The organism is Methylobacter arcticus (assembly GCF_050917435.1).
Lineage (GTDB): Bacteria > Pseudomonadota > Gammaproteobacteria > Methylococcales > Methylomonadaceae > Methylobacter_A > Methylobacter_A titanis.
In genome coordinates this window covers 1383672-1396398 of the sequence record NZ_CP159583.1, presented here as the reverse complement: position 1 = coordinate 1396398, position 12727 = coordinate 1383672, and the positions used below count along the sequence as shown (strand labels likewise).

At 43.9% G+C, this 12727-nt stretch carries 13 protein-coding genes, 1 other RNA gene and 2 pseudogenes; 12 read left to right on the top strand and 4 right to left on the bottom strand.

The window, feature by feature from the left end; genetic code table 11:
- Positions 1–58 precede the first annotated feature (58 nt).
- A complete protein-coding gene (locus ABXJ76_RS06835) occupies positions 59–1393 on the bottom strand; it encodes a sigma-70 family RNA polymerase sigma factor (protein ID WP_432745425.1) in 1335 nt (444 codons plus the stop codon).
- Between the two features lie 1063 nt (positions 1394–2456).
- Here ABXJ76_RS06835 and ABXJ76_RS06830 point away from each other — a divergent pair.
- Positions 2457–3158, top strand: coding sequence for an arginyltransferase (locus tag ABXJ76_RS06830; protein ID WP_432745423.1), 702 nt, complete (start codon positions 2457–2459; stop codon positions 3156–3158).
- A 374-nt stretch (positions 3159–3532) separates the two neighbouring features.
- Here the strand turns inward: ABXJ76_RS06830 and ABXJ76_RS06825 are convergent.
- The 3 genes and pseudogenes from ABXJ76_RS06825 to ABXJ76_RS06815 all read right to left on the bottom strand — a co-directional run.
- Positions 3533–3777 (bottom strand): annotated as a pseudogene (locus ABXJ76_RS06825) (IS1-like element transposase); the annotation flags it as partial.
- Positions 3778–3891: pseudogene (locus ABXJ76_RS06820) on the bottom strand (transposase); the annotation flags it as partial.
- A 270-nt stretch (positions 3892–4161) separates the two neighbouring features.
- Positions 4162–4701, bottom strand: coding sequence for a MarR family winged helix-turn-helix transcriptional regulator (locus ABXJ76_RS06815; RefSeq protein WP_432745421.1), 540 nt, complete (start codon positions 4699–4701; stop codon positions 4162–4164).
- Between the two features lie 451 nt (positions 4702–5152).
- Between ABXJ76_RS06815 and ABXJ76_RS06810 the strand changes: the two genes are divergently transcribed.
- The 11 genes from ABXJ76_RS06810 (at position 5153) to ABXJ76_RS06760 (ending at position 12536) form a co-directional block, all read left to right on the top strand.
- Positions 5153–5542: a hypothetical protein gene (locus tag ABXJ76_RS06810; protein ID WP_432745419.1), complete on the top strand. Its 390-nt coding sequence runs from the start codon at positions 5153–5155 to the stop codon at positions 5540–5542.
- Between the two features lie 540 nt (positions 5543–6082).
- The gene (locus tag ABXJ76_RS06805; RefSeq protein WP_432745417.1) at positions 6083–6256 is read left to right on the top strand and encodes a hypothetical protein; all 174 of its coding nucleotides are present in this window, start codon (positions 6083–6085) and stop codon (positions 6254–6256) included.
- Positions 6257–6664: 408 nt separating this feature from the next.
- Entirely contained in the window at positions 6665–6877 is a 213-nt protein-coding gene (locus ABXJ76_RS06800) for a cold-shock protein (RefSeq protein ID WP_340122123.1), read from the top strand.
- Positions 6878–7013: 136 nt separating this feature from the next.
- Positions 7014–7454, top strand: a transfer-messenger RNA (tmRNA) gene (ssrA, locus tag ABXJ76_RS06795).
- A gap of 123 nt (positions 7455–7577) precedes the next feature.
- Positions 7578–9074 carry a DUF6538 domain-containing protein gene (locus tag ABXJ76_RS06790; protein WP_432745415.1) on the top strand — a complete coding sequence of 499 codons (1497 nt, stop codon included), beginning with the start codon at positions 7578–7580 and terminating at the stop codon, positions 9072–9074.
- A 138-nt stretch (positions 9075–9212) separates the two neighbouring features.
- The gene (locus tag ABXJ76_RS06785) at positions 9213–9776 is read left to right on the top strand and encodes a recombinase family protein (RefSeq protein WP_432745413.1); all 564 of its coding nucleotides are present in this window, start codon (positions 9213–9215) and stop codon (positions 9774–9776) included.
- Positions 9777–9995: 219 nt separating this feature from the next.
- Entirely contained in the window at positions 9996–10265 is a 270-nt protein-coding gene (locus ABXJ76_RS06780; protein WP_432745411.1) for a hypothetical protein, read from the top strand.
- Positions 10262–10573, top strand: coding sequence for a hypothetical protein (locus ABXJ76_RS06775; protein ID WP_432745409.1), 312 nt, complete (start codon positions 10262–10264; stop codon positions 10571–10573). Before ABXJ76_RS06780 ends, ABXJ76_RS06775 begins: the two co-directional genes overlap by 4 nt.
- Entirely contained in the window at positions 10573–10875 is a 303-nt protein-coding gene (locus tag ABXJ76_RS06770; RefSeq protein ID WP_432745407.1) for a hypothetical protein, read from the top strand. Before ABXJ76_RS06775 ends, ABXJ76_RS06770 begins: the two co-directional genes overlap by 1 nt.
- Positions 10876–11044: 169 nt before the next feature.
- Complete coding sequence (locus tag ABXJ76_RS06765; RefSeq protein ID WP_432745405.1) at positions 11045–11908, top strand: hypothetical protein; 864 nt, start codon at positions 11045–11047, stop codon at positions 11906–11908.
- A 454-nt stretch (positions 11909–12362) separates the two neighbouring features.
- Entirely contained in the window at positions 12363–12536 is a 174-nt protein-coding gene (locus tag ABXJ76_RS06760; RefSeq protein WP_432745403.1) for a hypothetical protein, read from the top strand.
- Positions 12537–12727 lie beyond the last annotated feature (191 nt).

Genomic DNA, 12727 nt, shown 5'->3' with positions numbered 1-12727 from the left:
GGTCAGAAGTGTCGCAATCGGTAGGGAACCGATGCGACCGCTTAATAACGAGCATTAATCATAAAAAACTCATTAATTGCTCACCATAATTGAGTTTCATTTTTTTAAGCGCCATCACTTGAATCTGCCTAACCCGCTCTCGGGTTAAGTGAAGTTCTGCGCCAATTTCCTGTAAAGTCATTTCATTATCGGTATTGATCCCGAAATGACAGCAAATAATCGTTAACTCCCGTGGATTAAGAATTTTAATCGCCTTGCTAACCCAGGCTTTAAGGTCGGATTGCTCTATTTTTTTAAACGGCTGATCAAAAACCTGCTGTTCTAAAAAAGCTATCGGTGCCAATGAATCTTCATCGTCATCTAAATTTTCCAACGATACTGCCGTTTGCGAGATAGATAAAATAGCACTTATTTGGTCAACGGGCATTTCTGAGTATTCGCTTAATTCTTTAAGCAAAGGCTCTCTGCCCGTTTTTGAAAGCAACTCGGTTTTAGCGCGTAATACCTTATGTATGTTAGCCACCTGTTCACAAGGCACACGCACGACTCTTTCGCCACGAGACAAAGCGCGGGACATAGCCTGTCTTATCCAATAAGCCGCATAGGTTGAAAACTGGAATCCCAGACGGTAATCGAATTTGTCGATAGCCCGTAATAAGCCGGTTTGACCTTCCTGAACCAGATCGTCAAAGTCTAAAAACCCGCATCGGTACCGGTTGGCTATGAACAACACCAAGCCGGAATTTGCCTCGGCTAATGCCTGTCTTGAACTTAACCAAAGGTGTTCTGCAAAAATCATATCCGTTACATATTGACGCATATCGGCACCGGATAAAAACAGAAATTGCTCATCAAATTGACTAGCGCGCATGGCATCAATTATATCAGGCAGTTTTAACTTGTCGCGCCGACTTGATCCCTGCAGCCGTTTGAAAACCAAATCGGGACAATTTTTGGCTAATTGAGCGCAATCGCCTCGGGTCTTGAAAGCATAAATGATAAGCTCCGTCAGCACCAGCAGGTCTTCAATCGAAAAAGGAAACGTTTGTAATGCCTCGGTTAATTGCTGTTTTTCATCGGCATCAACCTTATGCTTAAAACCTCGGCCTGAAAACGACAGGCTTGCCAGCAAGTAATGGCTCTTGATTTTTGCTAACGTAACCGTCAGCGCTTCGACAGCCTGCTCAGTCTTGGACGCGTCGGCTTCGTATCGATGAAGCAACCATAACGCAGTGGCAGGAAATTGTGACAGGATATTAATCAGACTGGACTTACCAGACTCTAAATTACTCGCCATTTGTAAAGTGCAATGCTCGGCGCTTTCTTTCGCTTCATTAACCTCATTAACAATCGCCTTTCCCGGCATTAATAAAAATTTATTTGAATACATCATAGCCCCCAAACCCTGCATACACTGTTTTTAACAGCTCATTTGACCAAGCTCCTACTATGAAAAATAGTGCGGTTAAAGGAATTCATCAAATTCACATAATAATACCCATTTCATTGAATAAAAATCCTTTCAGCAGTAGGGTATATTTAAGGCCGCCCCATAGACATCAGCTTAAAGACCACTGAGATTCACTCTCTTGAATTAATGTGCGTGTTTTCTCCATGTCTTTCATATCCTCTGTGATGAATGACTTTTTTTGGCTGATTTAGTTAAGACTACATCAGCCTTTCCGGCATAGGAGCGATAAAATACCGAATCATTGAAACCTGAAGACATAAAAGCTACTTTTATAGCTTTCTCATATCGTTTTCATAAAATGTTTATAATCGTATACTGAAAACCAAGCGTTTGTACAATACTGATACTCTATACATAAATAGGTTTTTCCTATATAAATACAAACCTCTTTTCTCGTGCTTACACTCCAGAGGTCGTGAAATAATGCATATTTCAGTGCACATTAAGAGATAACCACGAAGAACACGAAATTTTCAATGAATTAAACATTTCTCCATGTCCTCAGTGATAAATAATTTTTTAGGTTGATTTGGCTATTTTCACAGTCTCTACGGTGAAAAGGCCGCTTATTATCATAAGCATTCAACAAGGGGTCAAGCGTTTGCAGCGGCCGGCTTTATCAGCTGCATTACCGGTTACGTTTCGACCCTGGAGGTCTTTACAACGATTAACAGCAGCCATTAAGACAGCAGACAAACGCGTGAATGGTGGATTCCAGAAGCTGTGCCGCCAAATATTATCATCGTCCCAACACTCCGGCGTCGCCTTTGGCAACACTAAAAACACTGCCGAAACAGCAAAGCGGCATGCCGAGAGCACCAAGTGTTTCAGTATACGAAACTAACCGAATTATTTCTTTCGCGTTCTTGGTGCTCTCTGTGGTAAATTTTTCTTAACTTGATTTGGCTATTACTTTCACAATCTCCGCAGCGTGAGCTGCGATAATCTATGCATCCTGCCGGACTAAATACATCTTGAATTTACCATGACCGCTATTCCTTTATTCATTACCGCCCCGCATCCTTGCAGCTATTTAGAGAATGAGGCGGCACAATCCGCGTTTGTTGATCCATCATTCAGGCTGGATACCGTCATTTATTCGCTGCTGATTGCTCACGGTTTCAGGCGTAGCGGCGATGATGTTTATCGCCCCCAGTGTGCGCAATGCTCGCAATGCGTTCCGGTACGTGTGCCTGTGGCGCAATTTAAGCCCAACCGCAGCCAAAAGCGTTGCTTGCAAAAAAACCGACAAACCACCGCCATCATTAAGCCCGCCGTTTTCGAACAAGCCCATTACGATCTTTATCTGCGCTACCAAAATCAGCGCCATGCCGAAGGCAACATGGCAAACACCAGTCCTGATGAATACATTAAATTTTTAGGCAGTTCCTGGTGTAACACCCAATTTATAGAATTTTTTTGTGACGACAAACTTGCCGCCGTTGCGATTGTAGACCGGCTCGATAACGCCCTCTCTGCCGTTTACACCTTCTTTGACCCCCAGTTTTCCAGCTACAGTCTCGGCGTTTATGCGGTGCTGTGGCAAATACAACATGCACAGAATCAGGGCCTGGAATGGTTGTATCTAGGTTTTTGGATTGCTAACTGCCGAAAAATGAACTACAAAGACCAATACCAGCCTTTGCAAGGTTTTATCGGTCAACATTGGACCCTGATCAGCCCTTGAACCTGCGACCGACAAACGTTTATTAAATGGTCTGATGCACGCTGTAACCGACTCAATTGCAAGCCGTTACAACTAAGCATGAAAAACCATCATCTTCTTGGTTAATTCCGATTGGATGCGACAAAAGCTAACATTTTTTCGATTGAGTGAGAATCTGACCAAATCAGCGCAAGAATTAATAAAGGCAAGTGGGCGCATATGAATCTACTGACATAGCGAATTTAAAGCCAAATATTGAAGCCCGTCAGAAGCTACAGATGCTTTTTCCAGGCAAGAGCGGACTCCAAATAAAATTGAAACCCATCCTTGTCCTACATATCGGTCAACCGGTTTTGATAGTTGTCGCCGACCCGGACAGAGTAATTGTCGCCGAACACTTCCAGCCTAGCTTCCATACCGCCTGACGCAGCCAACATATCAACCATAGGGTTTACCTGTGTAAGCAGTGCTTGCTTTTTTTAGCGTGCTGATGACTGTGTTTTTGTTAATCCCCACCAACACTCGCCCCCGTATCACGAATGCCGCTGCCATTGATCGCCATCTCCACCACTTGGCGTTTGACTCCAGGCACACAGGTCTTATAGCGATAATCAAGAGGAAATGTCTTGGCTAAACAATCAATGACTTTCGTTGCAGATTGATCATTGGGACATATTTTTCTGAGGTTGATCGCTTTTCCAATGACGCTATTAACGGACTCAATGGCATTAGTGGCGTAAATAATTTTCCTAATGAGGGATGTAAGCCCGTTGCGGCCTGGTAATACTGCATAAACTAACGGGTGCAAATCCCACCTAGGTAATCGCTAGCCACGAGTTTGGTATTAAGCCTATGCAGGCATAGCGGTAACGATATGCCTAATACGTAGGCACGAAAGGAAGCAAGGCGTAAAGGTAACAGGTGATGCTGACCTTGAAGGTCGAGGCGTAAAGACTCGCTCGTAAATTGATAGTAGTGACCTGTAGCACTCATTACAACTATATTTACACGTTTCAACTGTACATTAGCAAAGCCCGACCACATTACCCTCCTGATAATTTTTACAGACCGCCTTAACCTGGGTACACCAGCCAGCTATTTCATCAACTGGCTTTTCACTGCCGTCACCATGCGCGGCAAAGATCGCCTTACGCAACCGCAGCAGAGTCGATTCCAGCGTCGCAATGTCTTCTAGGGAATATTCCTTAAATAGTTGGTTAACATAGTCCAGATGCTCGGGTACGGCTTGTTCAAATAAGGTTTGTCCCGCCGTCGTTAGTCGGACAATCTGACTGCGACCATCGGTTTTCGAGGCAATCCGTTGTACCAAGCCTTTATGCTCCATGCGATTGATAATGCCGGTCAAAGTGCCTTTAGTGATTAAGGTTTTCTCGCCCAGTCTCTTGAAGGTCATACCGAACGCATGGCCCAAGGTCAAAATAATATCTAATTGGGGCAACGTCAGCTCTAAGGTGTACGCATGGATGGCCGCATAATTTAAAAAAGCCTGATTCGTACGCACTAACTCGCTGAGTACGCGGGGAAATTCCGTTGGAGGTGACATAGCATTTAAACCTATTTAGTTCTAATAAGAACCAAATATAGACCTAATCAAACGTAGTCTCAAGCTTTTTACCTCAATTTGCCGGTATTCATCTAAAACCCTTCCGCTTTGCCATCTAAACAGTGTCTGAGCACCATCATTAAGGCGATTTTCTGGTTTTTCGGCAAGTGTTGCCGACGTTATGAAGCCAATAGTACGCGGTCTACGACTCATCAAACCAGTGAATATAGATATCTAAATACGGCGTAAGCAATTGATAAATAAAATCTTGCTTTATAAAGTCAGATAACGGAACTCGATAAAAAAACAGGTCCAATAAAAATAGTTCTAATTAGAACAAATAATTGTACTAATTAGAACCAATAATGCTAAGATATATCCCTACCTAGCGAGTCACTTGAATCATTCGTTAGGTTGAACTATTTTATTTATCACTTGTGAGGCTTACCCCATGAACACATTCAAAAAAATTCTGCTTTCTTCTGTTATGGCTATCTCTATGTCGGCTATTTCATCAACTGCTTCTGCGGTAGCGAACCCTTCCTATGAAGACGTTAAAACGGCCATCGAAAATACCCAGGCTAAAGTCGACGAGACCATTGCTGCGTTGAACAATGGCGCCGACAAGGAAGTAGTCGCAGAGATGATCAGCGATGCCCGCCAATTGCAAAAAGATATTGCTAATAACGTGCTGGATCTGAAACGCAACCAAGCCAGCAATGTGCTGAAGCAAGCGCGTACAGCGGTCAAAAATAACGAACTGGAAGCGGCTAAAGAATCGTTAACTGATGCGGCAAACCGATATAAAGAAATTCAAAATCTTTATGCAGCGAATCACTAAGCGCTAAAGGTGTCCACGCCTTCAGGCAGACCCCTTTAAGTGATGGTGTAAAGAAAACCCTTATTCGGAATTTCCGGATAAGGGTTTTTTGTGTAACGACGATTAGCACAATGCTGGGACTTACGTCTGCGTCATGCGATGGGTTGGGACGGTTTATGCAAGTTAGGTACTGATCACAAAGTCATCAGTCGGCCTTATTTCGGACATCCTTCCATTTTATAAATAGCATAAGCTTGTCGGTCAATCTCAGCCCTTAAAGCGGCAGGCGCTTCAATGCTGTGGTATAGGTAGCAGCTCTCATGGCATCATCAAGACCAATGCTTGCTATGGCTGTAATTACAGACTTATGAAAGTTTATACATCTTGAGCTTGCCGAAGCATGCAATCAGCTCTTCCCTAGCTGTATGAACAGCTGATGAATTTAATGTAGCCAATTAGGAAACAATCCATAAATACCTAGCGCCATTGTCAATAATAGGCATTTTCATTATAGTTAAATCGTAGTATGAAAAAACCTTTCAACTTTATGAGGACTTGCTCATGAACGACTTACACAAAGATATTCTAACCGGAACGGTATTTGTCATCGGCCTAGTGGGCTTTATTTCCGGTGAATTCATTATCTCATCTGCGCTATTCGCCTTAGCGGCCATTGCCAGTAACGTCAATCTGAACCGTAAACGGGGCAAAACCGGTCAATTTTCATGGGATTGATTCATCTAACTGAAGGTCTTAACCCAGTATCTTGAAGACTTCCATGGCTTAACGACTTGGAAGTCTTTTAGTTTTCACTTCGCTTAAAACTGTTCTGCTTCACAACACCTGCTGACCGCAAGCTAAACTAGACTAGCCGCTACCACTCGATGTTGATCGACTATGAATACATTCATAGTTAACCGTTAAAGCTGGCGTGTTCAGCTATAGAAAAATATACCTTGACATCACCATGATCAGAAGCGCGTACTGGCTCCAGCTTAGAAATAAGATTTACCCTCTGCTTACCATTTCGATGTATCTTCTGTAGTTCCTCGTCCTGTTTTTCATTTTGTAATTTCCAAATTTACCGGCTCAATCCGCCTTTCTTTTAAGGCTTTATATCATCAAATTTTTATAGGACTCATTATGTCTACAATAACTACTGGCATCGTTAAATGGTTTAATTCAGATAAAGGCTTTGGCTTTATCGAGCAAGCATCAGGCCCCGATGTATTCGTACATTTTCAACAAATCAATAACTCCGGCGGCTACAAATCGCTGGATGAAGGCCAAAAAGTACAGTTCAGCGTAGCGCAAGGCCAAAAAGGCCCGCAAGCTGAAAATGTAACGGTCATTTAAGTAGCAAACGCCCGCTGTCGCGCAAAACGTCGTCACAGCGGGCAATTAAGATACACTATAAAGAAAACAGCTAATTTTTTATGTTAGCTCTTGAACTTCTTTATAAAGGCCATAGACTATGGCCTGAAAACTACTCGGGGGCGACATGGCTTCGACGTGGGTAGCAAAACCTTAAGTGCATGCCGAGGACAGTACACCTCGTAAAATCTACTGAAACTAAAGTATTCGCAAATGACGAAAACTACTCAATGGCTTTAGCTGCTTAAACACAGCACCATTCCTTTGACCATCTGTGCTTATGCGGGTGGAGTTTTTAGTACCTTTGTCGCATCGGTTCCTACCGATTGCGACACTTCCGCCATCCGTGGCAGTCGTAGGTATGAGAGGCGCTCAGAGGTCATCTACATAAGATCGCGCTGAAGTCTGTCCGGTATGGATGCGCTAAAACCTTACGAAATCACCGGTGATTTTCTTGGCCCGACGGGCGGTCACTAGCTAAATTAAAGAGCGGGATAAGCATGTAGACCTTGTGGCGGAGTACTTGCGGACGGGGGTTCAATTCCCCCCGCCTCCACCAGACGACACCAAGAGCGGGTTTGAACCCCCGCTCTTTCTGACTTTCAACTAATAATTTTTCTTGCTGGATTCTTCAATCCACCAATGGGGCCACAAATGGGGTCACATCATCCGGCAAGCAACCATGAATCACCCCGCCTATTTATGGAAAAACGAACGCGGTATCTACTTCTTTCGCGCCAGAATACCAAAACAATTTTTGGAACACTTCCTCAGCACAGAAATCAAAAAATCGCTAAAGACCGACAGCTTGCGGCAAGCCGTAAAGTTAGCACGTGCCTATCGAGCAGAATTGGACAAGAAAATGAATAAGCTTAAACACGGCTCCTATGGCGCACTTGAGGTGACGTTAAAAGCCGAAAGGGTCATAACCCTACCGGATGGCAAAACAAAGACTATCACGGGCGAAATCAAGCGCAATTTATCGTCACTTGATGAAGACACCACACGGCACAAGGAATACCTATTAAACCAGCTCGACAGAGAAGCCAAGCACCAAGTCCACGAAGCAAGGGAAGACGCTTTCTTCAAAGCCAAACTCGCAGCGCCAGCACTAAGCCCGTCCAGCACAAACACAACACCGCAAGCGGAACTATCGCCGCTATTGTCGGAGGTTATTAAAGCTTACCTTAAAGAGGGCGAAACCCTCAAACGGTGGACAGAACGAAGCAAAGAACAGGTTGTATCAACGCTTGACCTGTTTAAATCCATCGTGGGCGATATTCCCATTAAATCCATAGATAAGGCTGGCGCTAGAGGCTTCAAACAGCAATACATGAAGTTGCCCTCTAACATGAATAAGAGGGTCGCTTATCGAGATAAGAGCATCGTTGAATTGTTGGCAATCGATATTCCAGAACAAGACCGCTTGTCGCATAACACCATCAATAATAATCTGATTAGAATTAGCGTTCTGTTTAATTGGGCAAAAGATCAAGATTATATCGATAAGAACCCATTAGAGGGTTTGATGCTGGGGAAGAAAAAACGAGCATCGGAAGAACGGCAAGCTTTCGATAAAGATGACTTAATTCTTCTGTTTGAGTCGAAAGAATACCTTAAAGGCTTTAAGCATCCCTATCAATATTGGATTTCAATTATCAGCCTCCACACCGGTATGAGGCTTGAAGAAATCTGTCGCTTACGGGTTTATAATTTTAAAGAAATTGACGGTATCGGCTGCATTGCAATCGGTAGGGATGGCGAATGGGACGGCAAAACAGAGGCAGCACTTCGGCCCATTCCCATTCATCCTAAATTATGCGAACTGGGCTTGTTGCATTATATCGAACACCTCAGAGCAATCGGCAAAACGAGATTATTTGAAGAACTCAATCCGATTAATGATGAATATGGGGCGCAAGCGTCAAAATGGTTCGCACGATACCGGAAGCGATGTGGCATTGTTGGAAAAGGAAAGGTATTTCACTCTTTCCGGCATACGCTAACGAACGAATTTAAACAAAATAGGGTTCCGGTGGAGGTGGCTGAGGCTATTATTGGGCACGAAAGCGATTCAATGACCTACGGCCGCTACGGCAAAGATTATCGCGTCGATGTGATGTTTGATGCGATAAAGCTGATTGATTTTGGATTAAATCACCCAGAGTCTCACACTTAGCACGAGTCTTATTGTGTATACTCTATAAGACCTTTTTTACTCAGCCATACAATGCGGCCTTGACGTGTCTTATTTTATGTCTTATTATTAAGACTCACTAAGCCTAGGCTTTATAAGACATATTAAAAGGGTAAGATCATGGCTAAAATTGGATACGCACGAGTAAGCTCAACCGGTCAGTCATTAGATATTCAACTCGACAAACTTGCCGCCTATGGTTGCACCGAACCGGATGGTCAAATCTTTCAAGAAAAAAAGAGCGGCACCAGCACAGACAAAAGAATAGCTCTTGCAGAATGTTTACGCCACGTTCGCAAGGGCGACACTCTTGTTATTACCAAGCTCGACCGTCTAGCAAGATCAACGCTCGATCTTGCGAAAATTGCCGATATTCTTAAGAAAAAAGGCGTGGAGCTTGTTGTGTTAGATCAAGGCATGGATACAGCCACGCCAGCCGGAAAGTTATTATTCGATATGCTGGGCGCTGTCGCAGAGTTCGAGAACGCCATCCGTTCAGAGCGACAAGCTGACGGCATAGCTAAAGCCCGAGCCAATAAAGTACATTTGGGCGCAAAGTCAAAACTAACCGACCAACAACTAACTGAAATGAGACAAAAGCGCGCCAGTGGCATTTTAATCAAAGACCTGATGACCGAGTACAGCCTAAGTAAAGCATCGGTCTACCGCTTACTCGCAGAGTAATTCACTACCGCCTTAATTGACATCAAAGCCGCTTAACCATAGCGGCTTTTTTGTGCCTGAAATTTATTTTATATGTCTGGGTATGTCTGAGCACGTCCAAAGCAAATAATTATCGAATCGCTATAAATAACGCTTGTGTGACCGATCACGATTTGATATAACTATCCCGTATTGAGAATTAAACAAAATCAGTAACTTGCACCATAAAGGATTGCACCAATGGCAATAAGTACTAAAGATAGATCAAGAGCATACAGGCAACGCCGAAACTCAGGAGGCATGCAGGCAATTCAATTTACCTTGTCAAAAATTACTATCTCAACAATTGATGACTACATCGGCATTTCTGGAAACTCAAGGGCGGAAGTGGTAGAGAATGCGATTGCGTCGTGGGCATGCGATGCGGCGGAAGCATTGCCGAAGCTTAGAGAGATGGAAGAGCGCCGTAAGGCAGAACAACTTAAATCAACACAGGGCAATTCAAAATGAATTCAAAATTATCACCAGCAGACGCAGTTAGATTCATAAACACTTGGCTTAATCGCAATGGTTACGCTGAGGTATTCAAGGGCAACGTCGACACGGCCTTAAGGGAAAATCGCCGTGTCTCCCGTGCTAGCAATAATAAAAAATATGGATGCGTCCCTTACTGGAAGAATGAGCGAGGGCGCGCATTCTACGAACTCGAAGACCTGCAAGCATTATGCGAGGAGCGACTGAAACCCATTTGCGCCAAAGCGTTGGCGATTAAGTTAGCAAAGGCATCGGGTTTGAAGTACTACAGCGAGGCGGCATAATGGCAACCACATCACCACGCAAAGCGATTGCACTCAACTGTCGTGAATGCATCTACGATAAGGCCGATCAGGGAACATGGGTTCAACAGGTTCAGGCTTGTACCATAACCACATGCCACCTACATCAGCATCGACCACTGACAGGCAAAACAAAGCATTTGCAGAGGGAAACGCACTTAGCCTCACTATCAGCCGAACAAAGAGCTTTGATTGAACTACGCAACGAAACCAGCAGGCAAAACATGCTTAACGTTCGATCAGGGACAGCGGCGGCGATCAGTTCAGGCGTAGCAGTCAACTAACGCCTAACATGGGTCGACAAGTCTTAGGAAATGAGCGATATGTCGCTTTACCTACTATTCACTGCTGGAAGCTGCTTAGAACGAATACTTATACCCTAAGTATTAGGCAATAAAAAACCCCTTAGAGCTCGTAGCTCTTTTGGGGTTCAACACATGGACAGTCAAATCAATGAGCAGACATTATAGCAAAGTTGCGCTAACAATACCCAGCGCAAGAGAGGTGTTTTTATCACCAGTTAGTGTATTAAATATTGCCCGTATTGATATGGCGATCAAGAACTTCCCTATCGAGAAGCTTCGGTCTAAATTAGCAGAGGCTCATATTTTACTGACCGATTTGAATAAATTCAGGGTGTTTGTTTTCTGCACATCCAAAGCCCTATCTAATTACGGCATTGCTCCAAGATGGCAGAATCTACAAAACGCCTGTAAAACTGAAAAGCAACAATCGGCATTGGTGGAGGATGAACCCATTATCGATGCGTATTGGCTAGCACTCACATTCCCCAAACATAAAACCATTAACCAGCGATGGCAATCAATCTTTACTGATGGGTTCGGTATGGAGCTGGCGGTAAGTATCGGCGAACGCCAGATAACTACGGCCAAAAAGATCAGGCACGATTTCGAGTTATCCAGATTCCAGCAAATCGGGTGCCTTAATTTTCTCAGGAAGGCAAAATACCCAGTCGAGGGTAAATTATCCGCGATGTCGCTCCTACAATCAGCACAAAAGAGCTCACAAGTGCGCCATGAGCGTGAGTTACGAAGAAGCGACACCGTTTATCAAGTTACGCCAAAAGTCGCCACTTATCGCGCCTTAATTTGGGAGTGTTACATGCTTGCGGAAAAGTCGCCAACCAATGCAGCAAGAATTTATAAATGGATGACTGGCGTCGAAACAAACAGAGCCAATGTTAACAGAACAATTAAACGAATTAATGAGACTGTCGCCCGTAGGCGTGTGGGTGCATACGTAGGGGGGGTAGTGCCGTCTGGGGCTCTTAAAAGCCCCTATGTTTTCATGTTTTAAAAAACGCTACAGGACACGAACTACGCCCAGCCACCAGACATAACAGCGGACTACAAAATGGTTGTTCACAGCGGACTACACACGCTTTCAATTCTGTAGTCCGCTGTAGCGGACAACAGCGGACTACAAGAACCATAAAAACTGCCAAAATCTAAAGGTCAATTCTGGCGATAAATCGCCCTCATTTTACGACCGACTGACACAGCGGCGGATTGCAATATAGGTAAAACATAACCCAATTCGCCAGCAATAAAACCATACTATTTAGCAGGGTATTTATTAATCAAATCCAGCACTCAAAATTATTGGAATACAACATCGGAAACAGGCATTAGCATACATAAGTCACCACTTACTTACCTAAAAACAACAACTTAGGTAAGTATTTTTACGTAGACAATTTGGCATGCTGTGTTATTGTTGCACCTCTTTAAATAAAACGGAACCAATAACAATGAAAATGGAAACAATCAGCATCGAACAACTTTCAAACATTCTTGAAGCATCGGCAATCATATCGACATCGGCCCACGCCGGTATGCTGGTTCACAAAATCACTCACCCAGAGCTGGGCAATGCAACTACGGTTCAAGGAGTAGACGGCGGCGGTTTGCTGTTCACCAAATAGACCGACTCAAATTTGATCCCGTCTCATTGTCGACTGGGCTAAATTTTCAGCTCAATATAAAGATCACCACCTTGCGGGATTGAACCCAGCCCCTTTATAATCAATCCCACCAATAGGGCCACAAACCGGAATCACAGTGGCAATCGGCAACAAATCCGGTAAGAATATTATATTGGAAATCAGGCGCTTGG

Bases quoted from the DNA above. Each gene is read 5' to 3' on its own strand.
- ABXJ76_RS06835 (WP_432745425.1), bottom strand. From the start codon at position 1,393: ATGATGTATTCAAATAAATTTTTATTAATGCCGGGAAAGGCGATTGTT.
- ABXJ76_RS06830 (WP_432745423.1), top strand. From the start codon at position 2,457: ATGACCGCTATTCCTTTATTCATTACCGCCCCGCATCCTTGCAGCTAT.
- ABXJ76_RS06815 (WP_432745421.1), bottom strand. From the start codon at position 4,701: ATGTCACCTCCAACGGAATTTCCCCGCGTACTCAGCGAGTTAGTGCGT.
- ABXJ76_RS06810 (WP_432745419.1), top strand. From the start codon at position 5,153: ATGAACACATTCAAAAAAATTCTGCTTTCTTCTGTTATGGCTATCTCT.
- ABXJ76_RS06805 (WP_432745417.1), top strand. From the start codon at position 6,083: ATGAACGACTTACACAAAGATATTCTAACCGGAACGGTATTTGTCATC.
- ABXJ76_RS06800 (WP_340122123.1), top strand. From the start codon at position 6,665: ATGTCTACAATAACTACTGGCATCGTTAAATGGTTTAATTCAGATAAA.
- ABXJ76_RS06790 (WP_432745415.1), top strand. From the start codon at position 7,578: ATGAATCACCCCGCCTATTTATGGAAAAACGAACGCGGTATCTACTTC.
- ABXJ76_RS06785 (WP_432745413.1), top strand. From the start codon at position 9,213: ATGGCTAAAATTGGATACGCACGAGTAAGCTCAACCGGTCAGTCATTA.
- ABXJ76_RS06780 (WP_432745411.1), top strand. From the start codon at position 9,996: ATGGCAATAAGTACTAAAGATAGATCAAGAGCATACAGGCAACGCCGA.
- ABXJ76_RS06775 (WP_432745409.1), top strand. From the start codon at position 10,262: ATGAATTCAAAATTATCACCAGCAGACGCAGTTAGATTCATAAACACT.
- ABXJ76_RS06770 (WP_432745407.1), top strand. From the start codon at position 10,573: ATGGCAACCACATCACCACGCAAAGCGATTGCACTCAACTGTCGTGAA.
- ABXJ76_RS06765 (WP_432745405.1), top strand. From the start codon at position 11,045: ATGAGCAGACATTATAGCAAAGTTGCGCTAACAATACCCAGCGCAAGA.
- ABXJ76_RS06760 (WP_432745403.1), top strand. From the start codon at position 12,363: ATGAAAATGGAAACAATCAGCATCGAACAACTTTCAAACATTCTTGAA.